This is a genomic window from Trichocoleus sp. FACHB-591, assembly GCF_014695845.1.
GTDB lineage: Bacteria > Cyanobacteriota > Cyanobacteriia > FACHB-46 > FACHB-46 > Trichocoleus.
Genome location: NZ_JACJPA010000102.1, coordinates 182,203 through 208,367, shown reverse-complemented (window position 1 = coordinate 208,367; position 26,165 = coordinate 182,203). Strand labels below are relative to the sequence as shown.

Below are 26,165 nucleotides of genomic sequence, written 5' to 3'. Positions count from 1 at the left end.
CCGTCTGCCTTAATTACTCCCGAAAGGGCATACCCATCTCTTTCAGTAAGGCGCGGCCCTCCTCGTCATTGTTTGCAGTTGTAATGATTGAGATGTCCATCCCACGGATTTGGTCGATGCTGTCGTAACTAATTTCTGGGAAAATGAGTTGCTCTCGCACACCCAAAGTGTAGTTACCACGGCCATCAAAGCTTTTGGGACTAATACCACGAAAGTCACGAATTCGGGGCAGCGACAAGTTGATTAGTCGCTCTAGGAAGGAATACATGCGATCGCCCCGCAGGGTGACCATGACACCGACAGGCATTCCTTGACGGATCTTGAAGCCAGCGATCGCTTTCTTGGCTCTAGTCACAACAGGCTTTTGACCTGTGATGACTGCGACTTCATTCACAGAAGCCTCAAGAGCTTTTGCATTCTGAGAAGCTTCTCCCAGACCACGGTTGATGGTGACTTTGACCAGTTTCGGCACTTGATGGATGTTGGTGTAGCCAAACTGATCCATCAGCTTCGGTACGATTTGTTCTTGATAAGTTGTTTTTAGCTTTCCCGCCATAATTTCGTCCTTTTACCCTGGGCTTTGTCAGGGAAATGAAGCCTAGTGATTTACCTGGAGTTAGATTTGACTTTGTCTAGTCAATAATCTCGCCAGTTTTCTTGAGCATCCGCACCTTGCGACCACTGTCGTCAAAGGTATAGCAAATGCGGCTAGCCACTTTTTGCTTGGTCGAATACAGCATGACATTGGAGCTGTGAACTGGCGCTTCAGTCGTCACAATGCGGCCTGATTCGCCTTCTTGTTGAGGTTTAACGTGTTTGGTCTTAACGTTAACCCCTTGAACCACTACTTTGCTGAGCTTAGGATAGGTCTTCAAGACCTCACCGATCGTCCCTTTGTCTTTGCCAGCAATGATTTGAACTGTGTCGCCTTTCTTCACATGCATTCTGTGACGAACTGGCGTCGTTGCTTGATTTTTGCCTGCCATTACAGCACCTCCGGAGCCAGAGAAACAATTTTGGTGAAGTTTTTGTCGCGTAGTTCACGGGCTACAGGGCCAAATACGCGAGTTCCCCTGGGGTTGCCATCGGCGTTGATGATAACAGCAGCATTATCATCAAAGCGAATGCTCATGCCGCTATCGCGTCTCAAGCCTTTCTTGGTACGAACGATCACAGCGCGGACCACATCAGACTTTTTGACTGCCATGTTAGGAATTGCATCCTTAACGACAGCAATAATGACATCGCCAACACCACCGTAACGGCGGTTTCCCCCTAAAACGCGGATACACATCAGTTTGCGCGCACCGCTATTGTCAGCCACATTGAGGTAAGACTCTTGTTGAATCACGTCTGGTCTCCCTGGTTCTAGACTTGTGAAGCACTGTTAAGGATGTCACTGACAATCCAGCGCTTGGTGCGGCTGAGAGGTCGAGTTTCACGAATGCGGACGCGATCGCCCACATGACACTTATTTTCTTCATCATGGGCTTTGTAACGCTTGGTGCGTACCATGATTTTGCCGTACTTGGGGTGAGGCGCTCTGTTCTCTACCGCCACAACTACTGTCTTGTCCATTTTGTCGCTGACAACCAAGCCAACTCTTTCTTTAACTGCCATGATCGCCTACTCCTGTTCTGTAGCTGACTGCGTGGTTGAGGATGCAGCTATCTGGCGTGCTCTTTCCACTGTCATGAGTTGAGCTAGCTGGTGCCGAGCATGCTTAAACTGATGTGACTTTTCTAACTGTCGAGTTGCTTTCTGCATTCGCAACTCAAACAACTGACGCTTTACAGCCAAAATTCTTTCGTTAAGTTCTTCATCACTGAGGTTTTTCACCTCATCAATCTTGGGAAGAGACATGTTCTACGACTCCTCAGCAGGCGCTTCTGCTTCTACTGCCGCTTCTACTTGACGGACAACTACTTTAGTTTTGATGGGTAGTTTGAAGGCAGCTAAACGCATTGCCTCACGAGCGGTCTCTTCAGTTACTCCACCAATCTCAAACATGATGCGACCGGGCTTGACGACTGCCACCCAAAACTCAGGATTTCCTTTACCAGAACCCATCCGGGTTTCAGCAGGACGCATCGTTACAGGCTTGTCTGGGAAAATTCGAATCCAGATTTTGCCACCCCGGCGAATGTAGCGAGTCATAGCTCGACGGCTAGCCTCAATTTGGCGGGAAGTAATCCAGGCTGGCTCTAATGCCTGCAACCCAAAATCACCGAAATTCAGCGCACTCCCTTTAGTCGCCAAACCGCGCATCCGGCCGCGCTGTTGCTTTCTAAACTTAGTTCTTCTTGGACTTAACATGGTTCGATTCCAATCTGTAGGCGATCACTCAAAGCTGATGTTTAGCAATCCTGTGTCTATACTCAGACTTCGCAAATCAACCTTCGTTAGAGCGGTCTTCAAATTGCTGACGGCGGCGTTGCTGGCGACGACGAGGCTGAGTATTGCCTGCGGGAGCGGGTTCTTCCTGACCAGGAATAATCTCACCCTTGAACACCCAAACTTTGATTCCTAACACACCATAAATGGTCTGAGCAGTGCGATAGGAGTAATCAATATCAGCCCGCAAAGTATGAAGGGGGACTCTACCTTCACGAGTCCATTCTGGTCGAGCGATTTCTGCTCCGTTCAAGCGACCACTCACTTGAATTCTGATGCCTTCGATCCCGGCTCGTTGGGCTCTTTGAATCGCTTGGCGCACCACTCGACGGAAGGAAACTCGGCGCTCTAGTTGCTGACCAATGTATTCAGCAATCAAGGCTGCATCTGCATCCACCCGAGCAACTTCTACAACGTTGATGCGGATTTGGCGATCGCTGCTGCCCAATTCAGCTTGCAGTCCAGCGCGTAGAGATTCGATTCCTGTACCACCGCGCCCCACGACTACGCCAGGGCGAGCGGTACGAATTTCTAGATCGATTTGATCAGCTTTGCGTTCAACTCTAATTTCAGAGATACCAGCATTGCTCAGGTTTTTCTGAACAAACTGACGGATTTTGTAGTCTTCCTGCAAAAGCTCTGGATAGCGGCTAGGTTCAGCGAACCAGCGGGAGCGGTGTTCTTGGGTTGTACCCAAACGAAAACCAACTGGATGAATTTTCTGTCCCACGAATACGTCCTCGATAAAAGCAGTAAAGGGCTAGCTAAGTTAAGGGGGATAGAGATACCAAGAAGCGTCCTATCTATGCATCCCCTTGAGGCGCAACCGCTACAGTAATGTGGCAGGTAGGTTTACGAATTTGATAGGCGCGACCTTGAGCCCGAGGTCTAAAGCGCTTTAAGGTAGCACCTTGGTCAGCAAAGGCTTGGCTAACCACCAAGGTGGCTGGATCAAGTCCAGCGTTGTGCTCAGCATTGGCAACAGCAGAGCGTAAAACTTTAAGTACAGGCTCACAAGCCCGATAGGGCATAAATTCCAGAATAATCAGCGCTTCTCGATAAGACCGACCCCGGATTTGGTCTAGAACCCGCCGAACCTTGTGGGGGGACATGCGGATGTAGCGTGCGATCGCTTTTACTTCAGTAGTATCAACAGCCATAAATTTACCCTTCTATCCCTCTGGCTAGCAGCCTGCAAAATGGGTTTACAATCTCCAACTCACAGGCTGAAGCAAACGGCTAAACCCTCACATCTTTATTACCGACGAGCCTTCTTGTCACTCTTAGAGTGACCACGAAATGTGCGAGTCGGAGCAAATTCTCCTAGTTTGTGACCCACCATTTGCTCGGTCAAATATACAGGAACATGTTGACGACCATTATGAACCGCCACCGTATGACCAATCATCTGCGGCAGAATGGTGGAAGCTCTAGACCAAGTCTTAATGACTTGCTTTTCGCCTCTAGCATTCAACGCTTCAATCTTGCTCATTAAGTGGTCAGCGACAAAAGGGCCTTTTTTTAAGGAACGAGACATAGCTCAGTCAACCTATCGGTGATTACAAATCGTTCTATCAAGAGTCAATGCAGACCCTATTTAAGGGCCTACATCAGAAGCCAAGAGATTTAGGACTCCCGACCGCCACGACCCCGCTTGGAAGACTTACGACGGCGACGGACGATCAAGGCATCGCTCAGTTTCCGCTTCTTACGAGTCTTGTAGCCTAGAGCTGGCTTACCCCAAGGAGTGACAGGCCCGCTTCTACCGATAGGAGCGCGACCCTCACCACCACCGTGGGGGTGGTCCACTGGGTTCATAACGCTGCCCCGCACCTCGGGTCTACGGCCCAAGTGGCGCTTGCGGCCTGCTTTACCCAAGCTGATATTTCTAGCTTCGGTATTACCGACCTGACCAATCGTGGCATAGCACTCGCGGCGAATCAGGCGAACCTCACCAGAGGGCAGCTTCAGCGTGACATAAGCTCCTTCTTTAGCAACCACCTGAGCGATAGCTCCAGCAGCCCGGACAATTTGCCCACCTTTTCCTGGCACCAATTCAACGTTATGTACGCCAGTACCTAGAGGAATACTGCTCAGGGGTAGAGCATTACCAATCTCAATGGGTGAGTCAGGACCAGCAACCACTAGGGTGCCGACCTTAAGACCTAAAGGATGGAGAATATAACGCTTCTCACCATCACGGTAATGCAGCAGGGCGATGCGAGCATTACGGTTGGGATCGTACTCAATCGATACAACCCGCGCTGGAATACTGCGCTTGTCACGACGAAAGTCGATGATACGGTAGAGGCGTTTGTGACCACCACCCCGATGGCGAGTGGTAATTACACCCCGATTATTCCGACCTTTGGCGCGGTGAACTGAAATTGTTAAAGACTTTTCTGGCTCGCTACGTGTAATCTCATCGAAGTCTGAGACGGTACGCTGACGAGTTCCAGGGGTATATGGCCGATAAGAACGGATGCCCATAACTCAAACTCTTGGTTGCACTAGTAGACCATTCAACAATGTTGCTAGTACGGGCATATCAAAATACGCCCCTACCGACAGTACAAGGAAAAACCCTAAACTTCAGGGAACAGAGTAATAGAATCTCCTGCTGCCAAAGTTACGACCGCCCGCTTGTACTGGGGGCGATGACCCATAAACTTACCAACTCGACGCTGCTTGAGGGGAGGTCTTTGAGTGTTGACACCCACGACTTTAACTTCAAATAGTTCCTCGATCGCCGCCTTGATTTGTGGCTTAGTTGCTTGAGGAGCAACTTCAAAGGTGTATTTGTTGTCTTCTAGCAATCGAGTTGCTTTCTCAGTCACCAGAGGGCGGCGAATCAAATCTGCTAAAGAGCGAGGATTAGCCTTAGTCACCGTAGACCTCCTGGATTTTCGTAAGAGCAGATGCTGTGGTCAAAATCTGATCCGCAGCAAGGATGTCGAAGACATTCAAGTTGGACGCAGAGATGAGTCTCAGGTTAGGGATGTTGCGAGCTGAGAGGTAAACAGTTTCGGCACGCTCAGGCATGATCAACAGGATTTTAGCTGTTGGCTCAATTCCCCAACGAGCGATCGCGGATATCAATTCTTTAGTTTTTGGCCGAGGCAGTTGATCAGCAAAATCCTGCACAACTACCAAATCTTCGAACCGACTTTGCAGAGCAGTTCTCAAAGCTAAACGACGCTCTTTCCGGTTCATCTTGATCGTGTAATCTCTTGGCTTCGGGCCAAAGATGACACCACCACCCCGCCACAGGGGAGAACGATTGGAACCAGCACGGGCACGCCCTGTACCTTTTTGCCGCCAGGGCTTACGACCCCCTCCACTCACTTCTGCACGGGTTTTGGTACTCGCAGTTCCTTGGCGAGCATTCGCCAATTGACGAACCAATGCTCGGTGAACAACGTGAGAAGCCGTCCCTTCTTTTGCAACACGGAGGTCTAGGGGAGCCTCTCCGACTTCCTTTCCTTCCCAGTCTCGAACTACACAGTTAACCATATCTCTCTTTAATCCCTGTCCTGTAGCCTCTTGTCTGCGATGGCCTGCGAGCCAAGATCAGCCAGCATAACGCCTACAGAGCTTTTACTTTGAACGACCTACTTGTTTAGCAGGAACGATGCTCAGCAACGCACCCGGCTTACCAGGAACCGCCCCTTTGATCAGCAATAGATTGCGCTCAGCATCTACGCGAACCACTGTCAATTTACGAATCGTGACTTGCGAGCCACCCAAACGACCAGCCATCCGCTTTCCTGGATAAACGCGTCCTGGCGTAGTACCAGCTCCCGTCGAACCCGGGGCACGGTGGTTTTTAGAACCGTGGGCCATAGGACCACGAGCGAAATTATGACGCTTTTGATAACCAGCGAAGCCGCGACCGATACTAGTACCGATGACATCGATGATTTGACCAGCAGAAAAGATGTCTGCTTTGATTTGCTGACCTAGCTCAAACTCGCTGGTATTATCTAGCCGATATTCCTGTAGATGGCGTAGCGGCGTAGCATTCGATTTGGCCAGGTGGCCTAGTTCAGGTTTATTCAGCGCCTTTTGGCTTGTTTCGCCAAAGCCAACCTGAATGGCAGAGTAGCCATCGGTTGATGCTGTTTTAATCTGCGTAATAGCGCATGGACCCGCTTGAACGACAGTCACAGGAATTGCTTTCCCTGTTTCGTCGAAGATCTGAGTCATGCCAAGTTTGGTGCCGAGAATACCCACAGACACAGCAACTGGTCTCCCTTTTGTACACACTACAAAGGAGCTGAACCAAAAAATGATTCATAACTCCGATGAACCTTGTCAGAGACCAGCCAAGAGTAAGACCTGAATCAACAGAATCTTTCTCTTGGAAGTCCTGCAATACTTGAGGCTAGCTTTTTCGATGAATGCCAAACCAATATGGTTTGACGCTGCCTACTTTCGCCGGGACTTAAGCAAAACCGCTCAGTATCCTTAGGGCACAAGCCAAGCTATTGATCGGAAGCCAATGCTAACACGCTTTGGTTCACTCAATCTCAGCCTGACCTTAACTCTCAATTAACGGACCCAGAAGCATTTCTCTTTGCCTGAGTTATCAACTCTGAGACAAAGGCAACAAAGCTTTTACTTTGCTGAAATTCTGGGGAGAATTTGTTAGCCCGGTTTTTTGGCGACAATAAAACATCTTAGACAATTTGTTTGAACTTGTCTAGTCAATTTGCAAAATTAGTTCATCTAACGATTCAGTTTATTAAGCTTGGCCTGCAAAGCCGCATCAGGACGAAGACTCTTTGATAGTCAAAATCAAGCTATCGCAGGGCCTTGCGAAGAGTCGCGCTAATGAGATCCACTACGAATGTTAAACCAATAAAGCAACCCAACGTGACTAGTAATCCTGGATAGTCAAAGCTGCTGAGTTGTTCTGTCAGTAATCGACCGAGGCCACCCGCACCGACTAACCCCACAATCACGGTTTCTCGAATACAGACTTCCCAACGGTAAAGGATGTAAGCGATAAAGCGGGGAAATGTGGGAGGCAAGACGCCATATAGAAAGACTTGGGCTCCTCGTGCACCTTGAGCTTTGAGGGCTTTTAAGGGTCGCTCATCTAAATTTTCGTTCACTTCAGCCATCAAGCGGCCTAAGATACCTAAGTTATGCAAGCCAAGAGCGATCGCACCAGGTAAGATTCCGGGAAACAAGACGAACAGCCACATCAAAGCCCAAATGGGGGCTGGAATGGCTCGGCTAACAAGCAACCAGAAGCGAGTCAGTAATAAACCCGTTGGACTCCAGAATTTGGCGGCTTGATTAGTTTTCTTTGGGTTCAGTAGGCCACCTGGCAAAAAAAAGTTGTGGGCGGCAGGAAAGGAAAGTAGGACACCACCGACTCCAGCGATCGCCATTGCCAAGATTGACATCGCCAGGGTTTGCGTCGCTAATTCCCAAAGTTGACTGCTGGAAATGCCAGTTAAATGAGGCGACCAAGCAGTTTGAAATACTTCGCTCAAGAGCTGTAGAGTCCGAGGTTGCCAAAGCTTGCTGACATCTGCTTGGACATACCAAAACGAAAACGGGAGCAATAGCACCATCCCCAGCCAAGAACCAATCACCACCGGATCGCGCTGATAAAACAGAGAGGGGCGCTGAGTCAAGTTGAGAGTATTGAGATCTAGCCGATTCGGTAAACCCAGGCAATGACGCAAGAGAGCGCTCCAAAAGTCAACGGAGCCGTTGAGAAGAAATAGCGCCAAGAACAGCGTCCACATCTGTTCGTAGCGTAGAGATTGCAGACTCAGCAAGATTTGATAGCCTAGACCACCAGCTCCGATGATTCCTAGGACAGCCGCCGAACGAATTGAGCATTCAAATCGGTAGAACGTGTAAGAGAGTAGATTGGGAAAAGCTTGAGGAATTAAGCCATAAGTCAATGCTTGCAGTGGTGACACGCCGCTATTTAGCAGTGCTAGCAAAGGCTGGCGAGAAGTTTCGTCCAGAATTTCGGAGAAGACCTTGGCCGTGATTGCACCGAAGGGAATTGCGATCGCCAATACGGCTGTGAGTGGGTCTAACCCGAAAATGTTGACGAAAAACAATCCCCAGATAATTTCATGAATCGCACGTGGCACCGACAACACCGCTCTAATACTGAGCCAAGGCCAGCGATCGCGATTGGCAAATGACCAACGTTTAAGCTTTTTGTCCCAAGACTGGAAGCGAACCGTTTCACGTTTGCTTGGAAAAACGGATTGCCACCAAACCTCAGAAGCTAGTACTCCCCCAACCATACCAACCACAACACTGAGACTCGTCCCACACACCGCATAAGCCAGAGTTGTGAGTGTAGAGTGCCAGGTAAGCCAAAGAAAAGCTGGGCTGAAATCGGGGTGGAAGCTAGCTGCGAGAAAACGCCCGACTAAACTCCAGCCCCCTGGATTGAATAGGCTACGGCTAAAAATGCCAGTTTGTTGGACAGACCAAGCGATCGCGACTAAACAAACAACACCCCACAGGGTTCGTTGATTCAGCAGTGAAGGGCGAGGAGGTAGGTTGGTAGAGATTTTAGAAGAGGAGCGATCGCGAGTCGGCCACACAGCAAATCTAATATTCGTGATCAATTCGGTAGAGCGCTGCAATCATTTCAGGTGAGATCGCAGTCGAAGGCACATCAAAGAGGATTTGTCCTTGCCTTAAGCCAATGATGCGATCGCAATGGCTTTGGGCGAGTTCAATCGAGTGTAAGCTCATCACCAAAGTTTTGCCTGTGCTTTGACTTAGGTTACGCAACAGATCCATGATTTCTCGACTGCGCTCTGGGTCGAGGCTAGCAATCGGTTCATCTGCCAAAATCACCGTCGGATTTTGCACCAATACTCGCGCTAAAGCGACTCGTTGTTGTTGCCCGCCCGAAAGTTGATCGGTGCGATCGTAAAGCTTTTCGGGGATGCCCACTTGAGTTAGGGCTTTGGCTGCAACTTCCACTTCCAGAGGCCAAAGGAGGGAAAGGGCTGACTTGAACCAAGACCAGCGCCCCAAGTGCCCCGCGTTAACGTTATGTACCACTCGTAGGTTATCAACTAGATGAAACTGTTGATAGACCGTGCCAATTTGTTGCTGTACTCGTCGTAACGTCCGAGGGGAAAGCATCGACAAATTGCGACCAATGGCCCAAACCTCTCCTTGACTAGAAAACAAGGTGCCATTGAGCAAGCTAATTAATGTACTTTTTCCGGCTCCGCTAGGCCCAACCAAAGCCACTCGCTCTCCTGCTTGAATTTGCAAGTTGATCTCGGCCAAGGCGGGAAACGAGCCAAACCATTGACTAACCTGTTTCAACTCCAAAATCGGGACAGCCGCACTCATTTAATCTTGCCAATCTCGCGACCTACGGCTTCAATTTTGGCGTAGTTACCGTTCTGAGTGGGGATAAACTTCTGCGCCCCGAACAAATCCAGAATTTCCTTTTGCTCTGGCACCTTGGGGTCTAGCTTTAGTAAAGCTGCTTGTACCTTCTGCGGAAAGTCCTCACCATAGCGCTGTTTGACCTGGGGATTGACTACCCAGTGATAGTCGTAATAAGCGGGCGTTTGCCACAACACCACAACCTTGTCTAGATTGACTTCCCCAGCCTTAACGCGATCGCGCCAAACCTGCTCATTCAGCACTCCAGCGTCGTAAGTTCCTGCTTCTACCAACTTGATCGTGGCGTCATGTGAGCTAGAAAACCCCGGTTGGCCTTTGAAGTCGTTCAGGCTCATGCCCGCTTGTTGGAGGAAATACTGCGGCATCAAACGGCCCGAAGTTGAAGACTCGCTGCCGAAAGTAAACGTACGCCCCTTCAATGCGGTTAATTCTTTTAGATCTTGAATGGGAGTGAGACCACTAGACTTGTTAGCAATAAAGACGCTGTGAAACTTCTCATCAATATCCCGTTGGGCGATCGCTTCAGCTCCTGGAACTTGCAAGCGAGCTTGAACTCCTGTCAAACCACCAAACCATACTAGGTCTAGATCACCGACCTTAAAAGCGGTCACCGCTGCGGTGTAGTCGGTCACAGGTTTGTACTGAACAGGCACTCCCAATTCCTTAGTTAAGTAATCCGCCAGCTTGCCATATAAGCGCTGCAACTTCTCTGGATCTTGGTCTGGAATGGCTCCTGCTACCAATGGCTGCACCTGATCACTCGCCTTTGGTGCCGATGTTGTTGAGTTGGGCTGGGGCGAACAAGCTGCTAAGGGCAGTAACACCAGCAGTACACCGAGCAAGCCAGCTTTTTTCATACAAATTTTCATCTCTTCTAAATCGCACCAGACCAGAAAAGATAATAATCTGAAATCTACGTCAACCTTATGACTGATAGGTTTACTCGCTGGAAAACTAACTTTCAACTCAATGGAATCGTTTGGACAAAGTCAAACAGACGGTGGGCCATTTCTAGCTTGCTGCACTGCGGCACAGGAACTTGACGGCCGTAAGCATCTAACAGAACTGCTTGATTGGTATCCGTACCAAAGCCGCTATCAGGTTGATCGACTGGATTCGCTGCGATCGCATCTAATTTCTTTCGTCGCAGTTTATCCAAAGCAGGGGTAACAATATCTCCGGTTTGCGCGGCAAAGCCAATTAAACGCTGGTGGGGTTGCTTGAGCGTACCAATTTCGGCAGCAATATCAGGCACCGAAGCCAACGGTAGGGTAGTAGGGAGCGATCGCTTTGGGAGTTTTTCGGCGTGGTATTCAGCAGGTTTAACATCGGCTACTGCTGCTGACATCACAATCCAATCGGCATTGGGTAAGCACTCTAGCAAAGCTCGGCGCATCTCCGCAGCACTAACCACGGGGAGCGATCGCACTCCTTGTAAGGGCGAACAGCCATTCGCCCTTACTCCAATTAAGGGGGCATGAACCAGGGTGACTTGAGCACCACGATGTAGAGCTGCTTGCGCTAGAGCTAGACCCATTTTGCCCGTGGAAGGATTGCCAATAAAACGAACGGGGTCGAGATGCTCACGAGTCCCCCCGGCACTAATTAAAATTTGCCTGCCAGCTAAATCTCGTTGGCCTCGCGTGTGCAACAGGGAAAGCAAGTGAGGCAAGATTTCTTCCGGTTCTGCCATGCGGCCTGGCCCAACGCGATCGCAAGCTAATAAACCTGCTCCTGGCCCAACGGTCTGATAGCGGGAGTCAGCTTGAATTTGCTGCCAGTTCCGTTGTACTGCCTGTTGCTCCCACATATCTGTGTTCATCGCTGGAGCGAGCAGAACCGGGCAAGTAGAAGCCAGAACCGTGTTCGTGAGTAAGTTGTCTGCTAAACCGTAGACCAACTTGGCTAGAGTGTTGGCGGTGAGGGGAGCCAATAGCAGTACTTCAGCCCATTCCCCCAACTCAATATGGAGGGGGCGACCGTGGACTGACTGCCAAAAATCTTGATCGGTATAAGCAGGATGACGAGACAGCGTAGCAAAGGTTAGGGGAGTGACAAATGCCTGGGCCGACTGCGTCAGAATCACCCTGACTTCGGCACCTGCTTTGGCGAGGTTGGAAACTACCTCACAAATTTTGTAGGCAGCGATGCCCCCACTGATACCGATTAAAACTCGTCTACCTTTGAGCATGAATTGATTGACTGGAATTGACCTCTCCCCCATCCCCTCCCCTAGCAGGAGAGGGGTGCCGGAGGCGGGGTGAGGTTTGATTTTAGCTAAATCACAACTCTAGGCTTCGTCGTAGGCCTCTAAATCCAGCAGGTGCATGTAAGGTTCAATCAGTTCAGGACGTTGAAAGGCGATCGCCCGGAGGAGATGCCAATCATTCAATCCATCAAACGGATTGGTATAGCTATCCTGCTCTAGACGTGTGGCTAAATCCGCAACATCAGACTCAGTCAAAGCTTCAATCTGTCGGCTCGAAATACTCAACGTAGTCATCGCCCGCACCTCCCGTCAGCAGCACCAGCATGTAGTGGATAGCTTGATCCAAGTACCCCTCTATACTACTGAGTTCAGTCAGTATACCCGTCAAACTTTATAAGAAGTTTTTGCACGATTCTGTGACAGTACTTGAAGCACAAACGTCCGCATGAGCTGCAACACTTCTGGACGAACATCGTGCCCCATCTGAAATTCTTGATACTGCACTGACACCCCTAATGCTAGGAGCCGATCCCTCGCATCTCGCGCTGCACTGAGAGGCACGACGTTATCTTGCAGACCATGCGCCATAAAGACAGGTGGAAAGGCATCGCTTTTGGGTTGGGATGATTGATGCCAGTAACCGCTCAAAGAAACCAAACCTGCCAACGGTAAGCTAAGACCCACATCCAATGTCATCGCACCGCCTTGGGAGAAACCAGCCAGAACCGTTCTCGATAGTGGCACTCCTGTCTGCCCTTTCAGAGATTGGAGCCAATCAGTCAAGGCTTGGCGGCTTTCTTCCAACCCAGTCCCGGCTGCTACCGGAAAGGTTGGCGTCTGACCAAAGCTGTACCACATACGCCCAGAGGGTGGGTTGTAAGGATGAGGCAGCGGCCCGTCTGGGCAGAGAAATTGACAAGTCGACAAACTCAGCAGGGGCAGTAACGATGCTACATCTTGAGCATTTGCACCCCAACCATGTAAGACCACGATTAGTCCTTCGGGAGCTTGACCTGTTGCGGGTGGAATTGAGATGGCCTGTAGACTCAAAGTGACTCCTTTTAGAATTGCGACAAATAGCGATCGCTGCCTGGATAATCATAATTTCGCATCGGTGCAAATTCCATTTATCCTGAGTAAGGCAAGTTTTCTGACTGTTTGTGCACTAGGGGAGATTTCGGCGTCATGGCGCGTCTAGCACTGCTGAGTACATCGGATAAAACAGGTCTCATTGACCTCGCTCGCAGCTTAGTCGAAGAATTTGAGTTTGATCTGATCAGCAGTGGTGGCACCGCCCAAGCACTAAAAGACGCTGGGCTGCCTGTAACTAAAGTGTCTGATTATACGGGGTTTCCCGAAATTTTGGGAGGTCGCGTCAAGACCTTGCAGCCTCGGATTCATGGTGGCATTTTGGCCCGGCGAGATGTGCCCCAAGATTTAGCAGATTTGGAAGCGCACCAGATTCGCCCCATCGATCTAGTTGTGGTGAATCTCTACCCCTTCGAGCAAACGATCGCGAAACCAGGGGTAACTTTAGCCGAAGCGATTGAGCAGATCGATATTGGTGGGCCAGCGATGTTGCGAGCCTCGGCAAAAAACCACGCTCACCTGACCGTACTCTGCGATCCCACTCAATACAATACTTATTTGCAAGAGTTACGGCAAAACAGCGGCGCAGCATCTCTAGAATTCCGTCGGGCTTGCGCCTTACAGACTTTCCAACATACGGCTGCCTATGACCAAGCGATCGCCACTTATCTGAGTCAAGTCGGTTCCGCTCAGGGTGAATCAGCGGATCTGCCCCAACAATTCTCTCTCTCTGGTCAGCAATTGCAACCGCTACGTTATGGCGAAAATCCGCACCAACCTGCGGCTTGGTACCAAAGTGGAGCCACAGCAACTGGATGGGCCGCAGCGACTAAGCTCCAAGGCAAAGAGCTGAGCTACAACAACTTGGTGGACCTCGAAGCGGCACGGCGGATTATTGCTGAATTTAGTGATCCCCAAAGTCCTGCTGCCGCCACCATCATTAAACACAACAATCCTTGTGGTACTGCCTTAGGCAATAGCCTAGTGGAAGCGTACCAGAAAGCCTTCAATGCCGATTCCACTTCGGCGTTTGGTGGCATCGTGGCTCTCAACCGCCCGATTGATGCGGCAACGGCGACTGAACTCACCAAAACCTTCTTGGAATGTGTGGTTGCTCCTGGTTGCGATGCGGAGGCTCAAGAAATTCTGGGAGCAAAATCAAAAGTTCGGGTTTTGACCTTACCTGACCTACGGAGCGGCGCGAAAGATAACGTCAAAGCGATCGCCGGAGGCTTCCTAGTCCAAGCGTCTGATGATGCGGTTGAAGATCCTACCCAATGGCAAGTGGTGACAGAGCGCAAACCCACTGATGAGCAGCTAGAAGAACTCCTGTTTGCCTGGAAAGTTTGTAAGCACGTCAAGTCCAATGCCATTGTTGTGACGCGCGATCGCACTACTTTAGGAGTGGGGGCAGGCCAAATGAACCGCGTTGGTTCCGTCAAAATTGCCTTAGAGCAAGCAGGCGACAAAGTTCAAGGAGCCACCCTAGCCAGTGACGGCTTCTTCCCCTTCGATGACTCCGTGCGAACTGCTGCCGCCGCTGGCATCGTCGCGATCGCTCAACCGGGTGGCAGCATGCGCGACCAAGACTCAATTCAAGCAGCCAACGAGCTAGGCATCATCATGGTGCTGACAGGTGTGCGCCACTTCCTCCACTAATCACCCACCTCTAACGCTGCTTCTATTTCCCCTTCCCTGACAGGGAAGGGGCCAGGGGTTAGGTGCTTCACTCCGCTCCCGCTTGTCTCAGCAATCGCGCTACCTGATCAAACCCATTAAATTCAGCCAGCATTAACGCTGTGTAGCCACCTCGATTCTTCAGGTTGACATCAGCTCCCGCCTTTAGCAACATCTGGACTGCTTCAACTCGCCCTCGGTGCGCTGCCCACATTAGCGCTGTCGCTCCCGCCTGGTCTTGCAGATTGGCATCCGCTCCCTGTTGCAGCAGCTCCTGCATAATATCGATGTAATCGCGATCGCAAGCTTTCATTAAAGGCGTTTTGCCATCGTCGCCTTGAGTGTTGGCATCGGCACCATAAGCGAGCAAGGCTTGTACGACAGGCGTACGACCTCGCATCGTAGCAATGCTCAGAGCCGTTTCACCAAAGTTTCTCGTCGCTGCATCTGCGCCATGACGCAGCAGCGCGATCGCAATCTCACAGTAGCCGTGAATCGCTGCCACCATGAGGGGTGTATCGCCTAAACGGTTGCGGATTTGACAATCTGCACCGCGGCTCAGCAGCAACTCCACCATTGCGGTGTGCCCCTCCACCACCGCTAGGTTCAATGCCGTTTCGGACTCTTGATCTTTGGCATTAATATCTGCGCCTGCGTTGAGTAAAGCAGTGGCGATCGCTATTTCTCCACTAGCAGCCACAGCCATTAAAGCGGTAGCACCTTCTCGGTTCTTGGCATTCGCATCTGCACCCTGCGCCAGCAAGGCTTGCACCACTGGCAAATGTCCTTGGTCAGATGCCAAAGTTAGGGCTGTTTCTCCCTCCCCATCCTGAACATTGACATTAGCACCTTTGGCTAACAGCGCTTGCACCGCACCCCCAAAGCCTAGCTCTGCCGCTTGCATCAGAGCAGTTCTACCGTCTGGGGTTTGACCGTCTATCGCTGCTCCGTGCTCAACCAACACTCTGACAATTTCTACCCGATTCTCGCTGGCTGCTAGAGTCAGGGCAGTTTCACCATAACTGGTTTGGTTGGGATTGGCCCCCACTTCTAGCAAAGCGCGGACAACTGCTGTATGCCCTTGAGCCACAGCCAAATTAAGCGCCGTGTCCTCATCTTTGTCCTGCACATCTGGCTTTGCACCCGCTTGGAGCAAAAGTTGCACTGTATGAGTATGGCCTTTCAGCGCTGCTGCCATTAGCGCCGTACTGCCGTCATCATTGCGAGCATTCACCGCTGCCCCGTGGGCCAACAAAATTTGCACGCTATCAACTCGGTTATTGGCTGCTGCTAGCATGAGGGCCGTGATACCAAACATCACTCTGACAGCATCAACATCGGCTCCCGCCTCCAAGAGAAACCGCACAATTTCGGTGTAGCCACTCTGAGCTGCAAACATTAAAGCCGTGGTGCCATCTTTATCTTTAGCATCAGGACTCGTACCAGATGCCAGTAAAGCCTGTACTTGACCCACATCACCCCGTCTAACCGCCTGAAGAAATGCAAGATTGTTAGCAGCGGTCATTTTTTGACATCACCCCGTGCGAAATGTAATAGTTCACCCATTTAATTTTGCTGGTTGGGGTTTGCCCGCCCACACTATCCCGTAAATCTAATTTGGTGAAGTAGTGAATTTTCTATCAATAGAGAGTTGACTATTATGCTAACTTTTATGAAGTTCCTTAGCCAATTCTTGATTCCCCTGAGCACCTTATGAGCTTCGAGATCCCCGAATCGACAAAATTCTGGCTCAACTTTCTACATCCTGTAATGATGTGGGTTTTGTTAGCGATCGCCTTTTATGCAACCTATCTAGGCTTCCAATGGCAACGGACTCGTACAGCCGAAGGGGACGAGAAAAAAGAACTACTCAAAGGTCGGTTCAACATTCGCCACCATCAATTTGGTTCGCTGTTGTTGGCTGTCATGGTAATCGGAACCCTAAGTGGTATGGCTGTCACCTACATTAATAACGGCAAACTATTCGTCGGACCTCACCTGCTAGCAGGGCTAGGTATGACTGGAATGATTGCAGTTTCTGCGGCGCTCACCCCTTTTATGCAGAAGGGCAAGGACTGGGCTCGCTACACCCACATTGCCATCAACTTCGTACTCCTAGGACTTTTTAGCTGGCAAGCCGTTACGGGAATGCAAATTGTTCAGCGCATTTTAAATCCTACCTAGGCTTGGCAACTTTGTTGGTAACTTAGACAGAATTTTGGCTCATTGAACCAAAAAGAAGGGGCGCAAGTTGCGCCCCTTTTGCATGCTTGAACTAAGTTTTGAATTAAGCCGATTTCCGCTTGAAGTGTTTTGGAAACGGAACTCCAATCTCATTATGAAAATCTTCTTGCACCTTATAAGTGAGGCGACGAGAGATCTGCTTGACCACTTGGTAAAGCAAACGATCGCCCGTACTTTGAATCATGTTTTTTGGCAGCGTATGGATAAACTTGGGAAATTGTAGCGACACTACCAAATCCAACTGCCATTCCACTTGCGTCATTACTGGAGGTAAATTGGCGATCGCTGAGCGCTTGATTTTCGCCATTTCAGCAACTTGCTCTGTTGGCACTTCTATCAATTGCAACGCAGCTTGAAAATCTACTTCATAGCCTTGAGGAACATAGTCGGGCACTGGGATCGTTCTGATTCGGTAAACCCCTTGGTCTTGAGGAAGCAAATCTAAGCCGACTCTCGGCTCTACCTGATAACCGAAGGAACCGTAGGGACCGAGAATGAGCGCGTAACCATTCTGACCCAAAGTTTCAACTTTTAGAGGATGAGCACAGCGACGAAACCAACCGTGATGAGAATCCATGTACTCGGCAACGGTGGCACGCTCAGCAAACATTTCCATGCAGTCAATGAACTGGCTCTGAAATTGAGTTGTCTCTGTCTGGCCCTGAGTGGTTTCTTCTGAATTCAAATAAGTCGGCTCGATAAACCCTGTCATTGGATGCAAAATTGCCTCAGCGGAATCAGCAGGTTGATGTTCAATGAAATTTGACTGCATAGCAAGCGTTCCTGCACTAGTTGCTCATCGCTCAACTCTAGGACTCTCAACAGGCTATTGATTTTCCACATTCTATATAGAACTTAATTTAGAGTGATGGAAAACCAACCCTACTTTGTTCCAGGCTCAATCTCGACGGAGGAAGCGATGAGTGAATCTCGGAATGATTGTTTCCTCAGCATAGCTCCTGCTATTCCGCCTCAACATGCTTAATGTTACGGATTGAAATCGGGATTTGTGCGCCAGATTAGGATGAAATTAAGTATTTTTTCAGTCTAGTAGCTTTACGCTGAGTTAATGAAGCAGGACATCACAGCTAGGGTGAGATCTCGATCAATCAGCCAGCAACCGCTGCTCCAGACTAGTCAACCTAAAACAAACTTGACTCCTATTACCAAACAAATTACTCACGAATTACTAACCAGAAGTTCAATTTTACCGTGGGGATCAATTCATTCTATAGAAAGGTAAGCGACTGCAGAAGTTCCACTATAATCGTCTAGGTTCGTTGAGCAGTCTGCCTCAAGCGATCGCGCTATGCAGGTAGTCTATCGCTGGAAAATCTACGTACTAACAGGAAAGTAGAAACAGCAATGAAAGCGTTTGTAGCTGGAGCCACAGGCAAAACAGGTCGCAGGATTGTAGAAGAACTACTCAAGCGCAACATTCCCGTCCGGGCATTGGTGCGCGATCTTGCAACCGTTCGGGACAGCTTCCCGCCTGAAGTGGAATTAGTGGTCGGAGATGTCTTAAAACCTGATACCTTAACCACCGCTTTAGGAGACAGCACGGTCCTGCTGTGTGCTACTGGTGCCAGACCCAGTTTTGATGTCACAGGTCCTTATAAAGTGGACTACGAGGGCACTCGAAATTTGGTAAATGCAGCCAAAGCTCACGGAATTGAGCATTTTGTTTTTGTTTCTTCCCTTTGTGTGTCACGGCTCTTCCACTTCTTGAACTTGTTCGGCCTGATTTTGGTTTGGAAAAAGCAGGCAGAGCAGTATCTGCAACAAAGCGGTCTCACTTATACGATTGTGCGACCCGGCGGTTTGACCGAGGCAGAAGGAACCAATGCAGTGGTGCTGAGCCAGGCTGACACTTTGTTTGACGGCAGTATTCCCCGTACTCAGGTTGCTCAAGTTTGTGTTGAAGCGCTATTTCAACCGACAGCTCGCAACCAGATTGTGGAAGTGATTGCTGAGGCAAAGGCTCCAGCCAGACCCGTCGAGGAACTGTTTACCAGTGTGGCTTAATTGAACGAAAGTAATACTATTCGGCGATCGCCACGTCGTACTCGTCGTCCCGCTCCAGCCTTCACTCGGCAAAGCAGACGCCAAAACCGTAGAACTAAAGCCTTACAAAGGTTTATCGGTACTTGCCTTGCGCTGGTGGGTCTCTTACTGGCTCTTTCGCATTGGCCTACGCGATCGCCTTTGCCAGAGCAGTCTCAAATTACTAGCGAATTACCGCCTTTAGTCATGCCGGGAGGCGATCCCTACGTTCGGGCCTTGATGCGAACTATTTCGGCTAGCGAGTCGAACGATGCCTCTCCTTATACGGTGCTCTATGGCGGACAACACATTTCCGACTTCACTGAGCATCCCGATCTCTGTATTAAGATCGTCAACGGACCGAACAAAGGCAACTGCACAACGGCAGCAGGTCGCTATCAATTTCTCACGACCACCTGGGCAGAAAAAGCGCGTTTATATCACCCCAATTCCACGCGCTTCCTGTTTTGGGAAACCTATAGCTTTGAGCCTCAGTATCAAGACGAGGTAGTTTATGCTTGGCTCCGAGATCCCCAAGCTTGGGGCGTCGATATTCCAACCTTATTAAGGGCGGGTGAGATCAACCCAGTTTTAGAATTGTTATCAGGTACTTGGACGAGCTTGGGCTATGGCATCGAGGATAATCAAATGACAGGGGCGCTCCCAGAGATCTACCAAAAGGTACTTCAAGAAGAGCTTGAAGCCGAGAGAGCTTCCCGTCACACGGAAGCCCGACCGATTATGCATTGGTCTGATTGGAACCTATTAAGCCAACAGCTAGGGCAAGAATCGATCCAAGGCAGCTTTTAGCTCTTCAATTTCGACTTCAATATTGCCTTCTAAAGCAGCACGGGCAACACACTGAGTTAAGTGCTCATCTAAAATCATCCGCGCCACTCGGTCTACTGCTCCCCGAACTGCAGCCAGTTGTACTAATACATCTGGGCAGGGACGACTCTCTTGCACCATGACTTTGATGCCACGAACATGACCTTCAATGCGAGAAAGGCGGTTGACAATGCGCCGTAGCGATTCTTCACTGTGGACATGAGGATGATCGGCTACGCCATCCACAGCGTGGGAATGATCGCCATGAGCTACATCCTCGAAGGTTAGATGGTTTGTCCTTGGTGAGGACAACATTTCATTTGGATGTGGCTCAGATTTAGTCATTGCGCTCAACCAGGACAGCAGAGGTATGCTTCATTCTAACTTAGGGTGCTCATCTCAAGGGGAAGTTTGAGAACTGACTTCTGCACTTGGGTTATTGACAGCTGGGGCTTTGTAACCTGATAAGGCAGCGAGTTCTAAGAGCGATCGCGTACCCGAATAAAGATGATCGCCAATCTCCCAGGTAGGATAACCTTCAATCTGTTTAGCTTGACACAAGTCTGGCTGGGGTTTTTCGCCTTTTGGGTCACATTCTACATAAGGCACGGTAGCTACGGCAGGCCCAAACAAAGCTTTTTGATCAGCACAATGAGGGCACCAGTAAGCGCCATACATTTTGGCTCCTGTCTGCTGGAGGTGCTGAGCTAAGCTTTGTTCAAAGGCAACCGTTTCCGCTGGTGTTGGAAGATTGGCGGCAGTTAGGTCGTCGCAACCCCACAGGAAAACGGCCAAGCTCAGCGCGATCGCCACACTTAAAAATTTTGCTTGTCTGAGTAATGCGGCCAGTGGATTCCGGCTGCTCTGCTCGTTTTGCTGACTAAACAACATCACCTTAATTTTCCCCGGTCATATCTCACAGGATAAAGCCCAAACTAAAGCCCAACGTGGAAGCATCTTACTATTCGCGATCGCTCACCTGTACGACTTTCGTAAGAACGAAAGATCAGTTAGCTCCGGGAGAGGCGTACCCTCAGGGGGTGCACCTCTCACAAACCCTTGAGGGGTTTTTGGCTAGAGCGTTGCCAGAAGTTGCTTGATTCGACCTTCTTGGCGTTCTTGCAATTGCTCTGGGAAGCGCAATTCGATCGCAGTACTCGATGCTGCATCTCCATTACCAGGATTGGCTAATGGCTCTATTGTTTGCACTACTGCCAACAAACGCTTGGGTAAAGGATGACCATCCTCTAGCAACACGCCGACGACGGGCTGGCTTTGCCGAAGTTGCTCTAAAGCATCAATTGGTTCGTGAAATTCTAGCCGCAGGCTGCGTACTCCCATCTCAGTTGCCATAGCCGCATAAAAATGGCCTTCCCAATATAACTGGGCAGGAGTTTGAATGCGCTTGCGCACCTTTTGCCCCTGAATAGGCTTTGCTTCTTGGAAAGAGCGAGTCAAGCTGGTCGCAATAAAGCGGAGAGAATCCAAGGGGTCATCTACTTCGGTACGGTTTTGGGAATACCACTCGCGCACATCCGAGTAGAGCACGATCGCCAAGGCATCCAGCTCTGACTGGGTAGGGTTGATAAAGTCAGCGACTAAAATGGTTTGGGCATCGTTCAGCGGCACTCCTCGCACAATCCGCGCTTTGAGAAACGCTCGGGCTCCATAGTCACCCACGAGTTCTAACTCGATCTCGTCTGGTAAGTTTGGCCAAGAATCGAGCACAATTCTAGCCCCGGACTCACTGACATCTTCAGTTTTGCCTCTCCAGGTTTGGTCAGGGCCATAGATGACTGCGGTTAGCTTGCGGTTGAGACGGTGGGTTCGTCGTAATTGCGGCTGTTCAAATGAAACCAAAATTGCCGCCACAATCAACACTAGGTTGAAGATGCCCCACAGCATGTTCACCAACACAGCTTCGCTATCTTCTGGCCTCAGAATCAACCAGAAGGGCACGGATAGCACCGACAGAGCAACCAGAACCGCCACTACTACCAAGGGACGGGCGGATTCCCAATCAAAGTCTCGTTTGGTGACGGATAACCCTTTGTCGGTAACGTTGAAAGACCCCATTCTAGGATTGATCAACGCCATCAGAGTCACGGCTCCGGCGTAGAACGACATGGCGAATTCGTAAATCTCGTTCCAGAACGAGAACCGCACATTCTTATAGGTGATGAAGTTGGCGTACATCGACAAGAGAATATGTGGCAGGGCGTAGGCTAAGGTCTCAAGCCCTAAACCCCGGATCGGATTGATGCCAAATAGCAGGAAAAGGGTGGGAGCGATCGCGTACATCAAACGCGGAAAGCCGAAGAAGAAGTGCGAAGTCGCCGAAAAATAGCAAATCCGCTGCGGAATAGTCAGGTTGAGCTTGCGGTTGAGCAGAGGATTTTCTAGGCGCAAAATTTGGGCCATGCCTCTAGCCCAACGCACTTGTTGACCAATGTAAGAAGAGAATTTCTCTGGGGCTAGACCTGCCACCATAATTTGGTCGTAATACACCGACTTATAGCCCAAGGAGTGGAGCCGAAAAGCGGTGTGGCAGTCTTCCGTAACTGTTTCTGTAGCAATTCCGCCAATTTGCAGGGCATAGTCTTTGCGAATCACCGCAGCCGAACCGCAGAAAAAGGCTGCATTCCAAAAGTCATTCCCTTTTTGCAGCACTTTATAAAAGAGTTCGTTGCCCACAGGCACTTTGCCGCGAGTCAGCAAGTTGCGCTCAAACGGGTCTGGGTTATAGAACCAGTGCGGCGTCTGGACAAACGCCACCTTGGAATCGTAAAAGAAGCCCACCGTCGTTTGGAGAATGGGTCGAGCAGGAATGTGGTCACAATCCAAAATCAAGACCAAGTCGCCATCAGTGCGTTTAAAGGCCGTATTAATGTTGCCTGCCTTGGCGTGGTCGTTGTTGTCACGAGTCAGCAAGGTGCAGCCAAGTTCCTCACACATCTGGCGGAGAGACTCTCGTCTATCCTTATATTTCTCAGCTCGACCATCATCTAAGATATAGACCCGCTTTTTGTCAGCAGGATAATCGATCGCTAAAGCTCCCAAGGCCGTTTTGCGGACAATCTCTACATCTTCGTTATAGGTGGGAATATAAACATCCACCTTAAACAAGCGATCGCTGGGAATGGTAGAGAGGTCAATGGGTTGGCGCTCCCTGATCTTCAGAGTTTGGAAGTAAGCCAAAAAAAGCGTGATGATCGCGTATAGCTCTGCCCCGTACAGGAGGATGCAAAAAAAGCCGTTGAGCCAACCGTCAAAGTTGAAAGTGTAAGCGGTGCGATAGTACAGGTAGCGAGCCGTCGTCACTGTACTAAGCCACACCAAGAACAAATGCAGATATTCGCTAGTTTGCGGGTCGTTGCGTTGCTGCTCAATGCGCACAATCAACCAACCCATCAGCACTAGTAGCCCTGCAATCACGCCTTGCTGCCAAACCTTCAGCGGTGTAGTCACCAAGGGTAGGGAGAGCACGAGCACGAGTAAAGCTAACAACCAAAGTTGGCGGCGGTTAAGCGATTGCAAGGCGCGATCGAACCAACTGGGAACCAGGTTCACCAACCAATCGGTTAGTGTGTCTAGAGGCGATCGCCTTGTCGCTCCAGTCGCTAAGGGCGGTGGATCTGGCCGTAACGGGGGAGAGGGATTGGCCATTTATTTATCCTGCTTTTCTACACGCTTGAGATAGAGCTGAGTGATACCGTAGAGACCCAAAGCAAACACAACGATCCCCGTCGGCAGCACGAACCAATGGTCTTGCAAAAAGCGCGAAACTTTACTGAAAGGATTGCTGTTGTCCAGCCGTCGCTGAGAACTTTGCTGGAGAAACTCCAAATTGTAAGCATCTGGATCGTAGCCCGAAGCACTTGCTTGATTGGCACTAATCAGGACCGTATCGCCATTGAGCTGGAAGAACAATGGGTCTTGGTTCAGCAAATTTTGCACTTGCTGTAAGCCTGCCTCTGTTTGTGCGCTCAAAGCCAGCAGGACGCGATCGTCGTTCCAAGGAGAAATCACTTCTTTGATTACCCCTTCCGAATCTGGCAAGGCTTGAATCTGGCTTTGATTCCATTTGCGAGAAAACACATTTTTTAGGGCAAAGCCATTTTCTTGAAACGCTTCGGGGAAGGGGAACTGCGATCGCACACCAATTCCGACTAAGTTTTGTCGTTGCTTCACTTCTGTCGTGAGAGCGTCTTGGGTGTAAGCCTCTATTTTCACCGTGTCGGCTTGGCTGAGGCGACCTAAGCGCTCGCTAAACTCTAACAATGTGCTCAAGTCGGTGACGGATGGTGTTTCTGGAACCACGATTGCTGTCGTGGAGAGGTCTTGAGGTGCAGCAAAGGGATACCCCGTAGACAGCAACTTCAGGTCAGGAATTTGGACGACATTTTGGCGCTTGAGTTTAAAGTTGGTGTCAGCATGGACTTTCCCCCAGAGTTGCTGGTCGTTGATTCGGCCACAGTTAGCAGGTTCACGCGGACTGAGGTTGAAGGCTACCTGAATTTTGGAATCCGGTTTGACTAACTCAGCCGGAAGATTGACGTTTAAGGTATCCCTAGCTGCTCCCTGCTCGGAGGTCAGGCGCTTACCGCCAATTGGGGCACCATCGAGTCGTACTTCCACCGTCGAGAGTCGAGGATTCACCTGCGGGCCGTAGCTATACACCAAGTTCATTGAACTGCCACGAGTGAACTGGTCATCTGGCAAGGCTCGGAAATTTACCTCTACAGGCGGCGCATAAGCACCCCGCACCGTAACATCTTCAAAAGGTTCGTTCTCAGCGTTATTGAGCTCACGCAGTTTGAAGGAGTTTTTCTCAGGCAAATAACCGGGCCATTGCCTCAGAGGCGGTGTGGGCACTGGGGTCACGCTATTCACGACTAGGTAATAACCTGTACCAATCTGGCGGTCCTTCGACTGCACCAAAAACTGCACCGCTTTGTTAACGCCTTCTGGCCCATTGCCTGTGGCAATCAAAACCGGAATGCCATTGTTGCGGGTGGTGGCCAGCATCAAAATGCCTGACTCTGCTGGCAATGGGTTGCGGCTAGCGTCTAGCACTTGGTTGTCAGCGATCGCCAGTGGTAACTTGAGCGACTTCAGCGCCGGTTGCTCCTCAGGGGTACCAATCACCACCAAGCGCTCGTCTGCTTTTGCCTGATTGAGGTTTTTCACTAACCGAGTTTCTAGCGGTCGAAACTCTGCCAAGCGTCCTAGGGCGGCCTGGAAGCGAGCCGCCGAGGTCAACCAAGCACTATTGACTTGGTTGGGTAACAGATAGGTGACTCGATTTGGGTCCAGGCTGAGGTCGTCGAAGAAAGGATAGGGGTATCGGGTAAAGTCGAGTTTGACGGGTTTGGGCTGATAGTTAAAGATCAGCTTGGAATCAGGTAAGACTTCCGTCCATAAGGTGGGGTCGGCAGGATCAGTACAGGTGGCTGAGTTGTTCTGCTGTGCCACCAGCGTCACTTCATTAAAGTCTTGAATTAAGTTGGGCGGCACATTCAACAGAACCTGACCGATTTCGGACTGCTTCCGGTTCAGCGGTACACTGCCAACGCTCGTTCCATTTACTCGAACGGTTAAGTTAGAACGGTTGGCTAAAAGGGCGGGTGAGTGTTGGAACCGCACCAGTACCTTGGCAGAACGCAAATTCCAAGTGCGGGGACGGGTAAATCCTAAGCGAGCGTCGGCAAACACCCCTTGTAACCGCAAGCGATTACCTACGACTGGGCTGCGGTTGAACTCTAGAACGTAAGGAACGGTCGGGCCTCGGGCAGCGACAGCATCCGAGGTAGAGCTAGGACTTGGACTAGCTCCTGGTGAGGTAGGAGAGCTGGCAGGTTCTGGTGCAGTGGCGGCTGGGGGAGCAGCAGGCTCAGGGTCAGGTTCAATCGCCGCTGGTTCTCTGGGAGCTGGAGCTTCCGCAGGTGCGGGTTCTGGTGCAGGTTCCGGCGCAGGTTCGTAGGGTGCAGGCTCAGGTGCAGGCTGGTACACCGGAGCTTGCGGCGGCGGTTCTGGCAGCGTCAGCTCCTCGATCACCTGGTTTTCGTCTTGGGTAATATCGCGATCGTTCTGTTGGGCTACGGCTAAGCTTGCCGTCACCCCGATCGCTGTGCCCGCAAAGGTGAGTAACAAGAGCCAGATCACGGGGCGCTGTTGGCGGCTCCCTGGGCGGGACTGGCGGCGGGAAGATGAAAGTAAGTGCCGGAAGATGCGTTGCATGGATGGGTAAGTTTAGCGGGTGGGG

29 protein-coding genes are annotated in these 26,165 nt (G+C 50.4%); 4 read left to right on the top strand and 25 right to left on the bottom strand.

Annotation, left to right across the window (positions count from 1 at the left end; genetic code table 11):
- Nucleotides 1–13: 13 nt before the first annotated feature.
- From rplE to H6F90_RS20885, 19 genes are all read right to left on the bottom strand, one after another.
- A complete protein-coding gene (gene rplE, locus H6F90_RS20975) occupies nucleotides 14–556 on the bottom strand; it encodes a 50S ribosomal protein L5 (protein ID WP_190431481.1) in 543 nt (180 codons plus the stop codon).
- Between the two features lie 76 nt (nucleotides 557–632).
- Nucleotides 633–986, bottom strand: coding sequence for a 50S ribosomal protein L24 (gene rplX / locus H6F90_RS20970; protein WP_199296068.1), 354 nt, complete (start codon nucleotides 984–986; stop codon nucleotides 633–635).
- Entirely contained in the window at nucleotides 986–1,351 is a 366-nt protein-coding gene (rplN, locus tag H6F90_RS20965; RefSeq protein ID WP_190431479.1) for a 50S ribosomal protein L14, read from the bottom strand. Before rplN ends, rplX begins: the two co-directional genes overlap by 1 nt.
- Nucleotides 1,352–1,368: 17 nt before the next feature.
- Nucleotides 1,369–1,620, bottom strand: a complete 252-nt coding sequence (gene rpsQ, locus H6F90_RS20960) for a 30S ribosomal protein S17 (RefSeq protein WP_190431477.1) — start codon at nucleotides 1,618–1,620, stop codon at nucleotides 1,369–1,371.
- 6 nt (nucleotides 1,621–1,626) lie between these two features.
- Nucleotides 1,627–1,863 carry a 50S ribosomal protein L29 gene (gene rpmC / locus H6F90_RS20955; protein WP_190431474.1) on the bottom strand — a complete coding sequence of 79 codons (237 nt, stop codon included), beginning with the start codon at nucleotides 1,861–1,863 and terminating at the stop codon, nucleotides 1,627–1,629.
- 3 nt (nucleotides 1,864–1,866) lie between these two features.
- Nucleotides 1,867–2,316 carry a 50S ribosomal protein L16 gene (rplP, locus tag H6F90_RS20950; protein WP_190431472.1) on the bottom strand — a complete coding sequence of 150 codons (450 nt, stop codon included), beginning with the start codon at nucleotides 2,314–2,316 and terminating at the stop codon, nucleotides 1,867–1,869.
- A 76-nt stretch (nucleotides 2,317–2,392) separates the two neighbouring features.
- The gene (gene rpsC, locus H6F90_RS20945; RefSeq protein ID WP_190431470.1) at nucleotides 2,393–3,124 is read right to left on the bottom strand and encodes a 30S ribosomal protein S3; all 732 of its coding nucleotides are present in this window, start codon (nucleotides 3,122–3,124) and stop codon (nucleotides 2,393–2,395) included.
- Nucleotides 3,125–3,197: 73 nt separating this feature from the next.
- Nucleotides 3,198–3,554, bottom strand: a complete 357-nt coding sequence (rplV, locus tag H6F90_RS20940) for a 50S ribosomal protein L22 (protein ID WP_190431468.1) — start codon at nucleotides 3,552–3,554, stop codon at nucleotides 3,198–3,200.
- Nucleotides 3,555–3,652: 98 nt separating this feature from the next.
- On the bottom strand, nucleotides 3,653–3,931 hold the full coding sequence (rpsS, locus tag H6F90_RS20935; RefSeq protein WP_190431466.1) for a 30S ribosomal protein S19: 279 nt from the start codon (nucleotides 3,929–3,931) through the stop codon (nucleotides 3,653–3,655).
- An 89-nt stretch (nucleotides 3,932–4,020) separates the two neighbouring features.
- Complete coding sequence (gene rplB, locus H6F90_RS20930; RefSeq protein WP_190554164.1) at nucleotides 4,021–4,884, bottom strand: 50S ribosomal protein L2; 864 nt, start codon at nucleotides 4,882–4,884, stop codon at nucleotides 4,021–4,023.
- Nucleotides 4,885–4,979: 95 nt separating this feature from the next.
- A complete protein-coding gene (locus H6F90_RS20925) occupies nucleotides 4,980–5,282 on the bottom strand; it encodes a 50S ribosomal protein L23 (RefSeq protein ID WP_190431462.1) in 303 nt (100 codons plus the stop codon).
- Nucleotides 5,275–5,907 carry a 50S ribosomal protein L4 gene (gene rplD / locus H6F90_RS20920; protein WP_190554163.1) on the bottom strand — a complete coding sequence of 211 codons (633 nt, stop codon included), beginning with the start codon at nucleotides 5,905–5,907 and terminating at the stop codon, nucleotides 5,275–5,277. Before rplD ends, H6F90_RS20925 begins: the two co-directional genes overlap by 8 nt.
- A gap of 84 nt (nucleotides 5,908–5,991) precedes the next feature.
- Complete coding sequence (gene rplC / locus H6F90_RS20915; protein WP_190431458.1) at nucleotides 5,992–6,633, bottom strand: 50S ribosomal protein L3; 642 nt, start codon at nucleotides 6,631–6,633, stop codon at nucleotides 5,992–5,994.
- A gap of 563 nt (nucleotides 6,634–7,196) precedes the next feature.
- A complete protein-coding gene (locus H6F90_RS20910; protein ID WP_242024564.1) occupies nucleotides 7,197–9,023 on the bottom strand; it encodes an ABC transporter permease in 1,827 nt (608 codons plus the stop codon).
- Nucleotides 8,989–9,750, bottom strand: a complete 762-nt coding sequence (locus tag H6F90_RS20905) for a phosphonate ABC transporter ATP-binding protein (RefSeq protein WP_190554162.1) — start codon at nucleotides 9,748–9,750, stop codon at nucleotides 8,989–8,991. The genes H6F90_RS20910 and H6F90_RS20905 overlap by 35 nt, the downstream gene beginning before the upstream one ends.
- Nucleotides 9,747–10,667, bottom strand: coding sequence for a putative selenate ABC transporter substrate-binding protein (locus H6F90_RS20900; protein ID WP_190554161.1), 921 nt, complete (start codon nucleotides 10,665–10,667; stop codon nucleotides 9,747–9,749). The genes H6F90_RS20905 and H6F90_RS20900 overlap by 4 nt, the downstream gene beginning before the upstream one ends.
- 104 nt (nucleotides 10,668–10,771) lie before the next feature.
- Nucleotides 10,772–12,034, bottom strand: coding sequence for a bifunctional phosphopantothenoylcysteine decarboxylase/phosphopantothenate--cysteine ligase CoaBC (gene coaBC / locus H6F90_RS20895; protein ID WP_370588060.1), 1,263 nt, complete (start codon nucleotides 12,032–12,034; stop codon nucleotides 10,772–10,774).
- 66 nt (nucleotides 12,035–12,100) lie between these two features.
- Entirely contained in the window at nucleotides 12,101–12,313 is a 213-nt protein-coding gene (locus H6F90_RS20890) for a DUF2555 domain-containing protein (protein WP_190431449.1), read from the bottom strand.
- A gap of 90 nt (nucleotides 12,314–12,403) precedes the next feature.
- Entirely contained in the window at nucleotides 12,404–13,069 is a 666-nt protein-coding gene (locus H6F90_RS20885) for an alpha/beta hydrolase (protein WP_190554160.1), read from the bottom strand.
- Between the two features lie 135 nt (nucleotides 13,070–13,204).
- Between H6F90_RS20885 and purH the strand changes: the two genes are divergently transcribed.
- Nucleotides 13,205–14,767 carry a bifunctional phosphoribosylaminoimidazolecarboxamide formyltransferase/IMP cyclohydrolase gene (gene purH, locus H6F90_RS20880; RefSeq protein ID WP_190554159.1) on the top strand — a complete coding sequence of 521 codons (1,563 nt, stop codon included), beginning with the start codon at nucleotides 13,205–13,207 and terminating at the stop codon, nucleotides 14,765–14,767.
- A gap of 67 nt (nucleotides 14,768–14,834) precedes the next feature.
- On the opposite strand, the gene H6F90_RS20875 is transcribed toward purH, so the two are convergent.
- A complete protein-coding gene (locus H6F90_RS20875) occupies nucleotides 14,835–16,310 on the bottom strand; it encodes an ankyrin repeat domain-containing protein (RefSeq protein WP_190554158.1) in 1,476 nt (491 codons plus the stop codon).
- Nucleotides 16,311–16,498: 188 nt separating this feature from the next.
- Here H6F90_RS20875 and H6F90_RS20870 point away from each other — a divergent pair, with 188 nt between their 5' ends.
- Complete coding sequence (locus H6F90_RS20870; protein WP_190431441.1) at nucleotides 16,499–16,969, top strand: DUF4079 domain-containing protein; 471 nt, start codon at nucleotides 16,499–16,501, stop codon at nucleotides 16,967–16,969.
- 103 nt (nucleotides 16,970–17,072) lie between these two features.
- Here H6F90_RS20870 and H6F90_RS20865 read toward each other — a convergent pair whose 3' ends face one another.
- A complete protein-coding gene (locus H6F90_RS20865; protein ID WP_190554157.1) occupies nucleotides 17,073–17,801 on the bottom strand; it encodes a DUF1997 domain-containing protein in 729 nt (242 codons plus the stop codon).
- A gap of 593 nt (nucleotides 17,802–18,394) precedes the next feature.
- On the opposite strand from H6F90_RS20865, the gene H6F90_RS20860 reads away from it, so the two are divergent.
- Together H6F90_RS20860 and H6F90_RS20855 are read left to right on the top strand one after the other, a co-directional pair.
- A complete protein-coding gene (locus H6F90_RS20860) occupies nucleotides 18,395–19,054 on the top strand; it encodes an SDR family oxidoreductase (RefSeq protein ID WP_190554156.1) in 660 nt (219 codons plus the stop codon).
- Nucleotides 19,055–19,882 (top strand): glycoside hydrolase family protein, encoded by an 828-nt coding sequence (locus H6F90_RS20855; RefSeq protein ID WP_370588059.1) that lies wholly within the window; start codon nucleotides 19,055–19,057, stop codon nucleotides 19,880–19,882.
- On the opposite strand, the gene H6F90_RS20850 is transcribed toward H6F90_RS20855, so the two are convergent.
- From H6F90_RS20850 to H6F90_RS20835, 4 genes are all read right to left on the bottom strand, one after another.
- On the bottom strand, nucleotides 19,850–20,245 hold the full coding sequence (locus tag H6F90_RS20850) for a metal-sensitive transcriptional regulator (protein WP_242016733.1): 396 nt from the start codon (nucleotides 20,243–20,245) through the stop codon (nucleotides 19,850–19,852). The two genes, H6F90_RS20855 and H6F90_RS20850, sit on opposite strands and share 33 nt — an antisense overlap.
- A gap of 54 nt (nucleotides 20,246–20,299) precedes the next feature.
- Nucleotides 20,300–20,791, bottom strand: coding sequence for a hypothetical protein (locus H6F90_RS20845; RefSeq protein ID WP_190554155.1), 492 nt, complete (start codon nucleotides 20,789–20,791; stop codon nucleotides 20,300–20,302).
- A 183-nt stretch (nucleotides 20,792–20,974) separates the two neighbouring features.
- Nucleotides 20,975–23,566, bottom strand: a complete 2,592-nt coding sequence (bcsA, locus tag H6F90_RS20840; protein WP_190554154.1) for a UDP-forming cellulose synthase catalytic subunit — start codon at nucleotides 23,564–23,566, stop codon at nucleotides 20,975–20,977.
- Nucleotides 23,567–26,140, bottom strand: coding sequence for a cellulose biosynthesis cyclic di-GMP-binding regulatory protein BcsB (locus H6F90_RS20835; protein WP_190554153.1), 2,574 nt, complete (start codon nucleotides 26,138–26,140; stop codon nucleotides 23,567–23,569).
- Nucleotides 26,141–26,165: the final 25 nt, after the last annotated feature.

Bases quoted from the DNA above. Each gene is read 5' to 3' on its own strand.
- rplX (WP_199296068.1), bottom strand. From the start codon at position 986: ATGGCAGGCAAAAATCAAGCAACGACGCCAGTTCGTCACAGAATGCAT.
- bcsA (WP_190554154.1), bottom strand. From the start codon at position 23,566: ATGGCCAATCCCTCTCCCCCGTTACGGCCAGATCCACCGCCCTTAGCG.
- rplE (WP_190431481.1), bottom strand. From the start codon at position 556: ATGGCGGGAAAGCTAAAAACAACTTATCAAGAACAAATCGTACCGAAG.
- H6F90_RS20850 (WP_242016733.1), bottom strand. From the start codon at position 20,245: ATGACTAAATCTGAGCCACATCCAAATGAAATGTTGTCCTCACCAAGG.
- purH (WP_190554159.1), top strand. From the start codon at position 13,205: ATGGCGCGTCTAGCACTGCTGAGTACATCGGATAAAACAGGTCTCATT.
- H6F90_RS20900 (WP_190554161.1), bottom strand. From the start codon at position 10,667: ATGAAAAAAGCTGGCTTGCTCGGTGTACTGCTGGTGTTACTGCCCTTA.
- rpmC (WP_190431474.1), bottom strand. From the start codon at position 1,863: ATGTCTCTTCCCAAGATTGATGAGGTGAAAAACCTCAGTGATGAAGAA.
- rplD (WP_190554163.1), bottom strand. From the start codon at position 5,907: ATGGTTAACTGTGTAGTTCGAGACTGGGAAGGAAAGGAAGTCGGAGAG.
- rplV (WP_190431468.1), bottom strand. From the start codon at position 3,554: ATGGCTGTTGATACTACTGAAGTAAAAGCGATCGCACGCTACATCCGC.
- rpsS (WP_190431466.1), bottom strand. From the start codon at position 3,931: ATGTCTCGTTCCTTAAAAAAAGGCCCTTTTGTCGCTGACCACTTAATG.
- H6F90_RS20890 (WP_190431449.1), bottom strand. From the start codon at position 12,313: ATGACTACGTTGAGTATTTCGAGCCGACAGATTGAAGCTTTGACTGAG.
- H6F90_RS20860 (WP_190554156.1), top strand. From the start codon at position 18,395: ATGAAAGCGTTTGTAGCTGGAGCCACAGGCAAAACAGGTCGCAGGATT.
- rplP (WP_190431472.1), bottom strand. From the start codon at position 2,316: ATGTTAAGTCCAAGAAGAACTAAGTTTAGAAAGCAACAGCGCGGCCGG.
- H6F90_RS20845 (WP_190554155.1), bottom strand. From the start codon at position 20,791: ATGTTGTTTAGTCAGCAAAACGAGCAGAGCAGCCGGAATCCACTGGCC.
- H6F90_RS20835 (WP_190554153.1), bottom strand. From the start codon at position 26,140: ATGCAACGCATCTTCCGGCACTTACTTTCATCTTCCCGCCGCCAGTCC.
- H6F90_RS20870 (WP_190431441.1), top strand. From the start codon at position 16,499: ATGAGCTTCGAGATCCCCGAATCGACAAAATTCTGGCTCAACTTTCTA.
- H6F90_RS20905 (WP_190554162.1), bottom strand. From the start codon at position 9,750: ATGAGTGCGGCTGTCCCGATTTTGGAGTTGAAACAGGTTAGTCAATGG.
- rplB (WP_190554164.1), bottom strand. From the start codon at position 4,884: ATGGGCATCCGTTCTTATCGGCCATATACCCCTGGAACTCGTCAGCGT.
- coaBC (WP_370588060.1), bottom strand. From the start codon at position 12,034: ATGGGGGAGAGGTCAATTCCAGTCAATCAATTCATGCTCAAAGGTAGA.
- rpsQ (WP_190431477.1), bottom strand. From the start codon at position 1,620: ATGGCAGTTAAAGAAAGAGTTGGCTTGGTTGTCAGCGACAAAATGGAC.
- H6F90_RS20875 (WP_190554158.1), bottom strand. From the start codon at position 16,310: ATGACCGCTGCTAACAATCTTGCATTTCTTCAGGCGGTTAGACGGGGT.
- H6F90_RS20865 (WP_190554157.1), bottom strand. From the start codon at position 17,801: ATGCAGTCAAATTTCATTGAACATCAACCTGCTGATTCCGCTGAGGCA.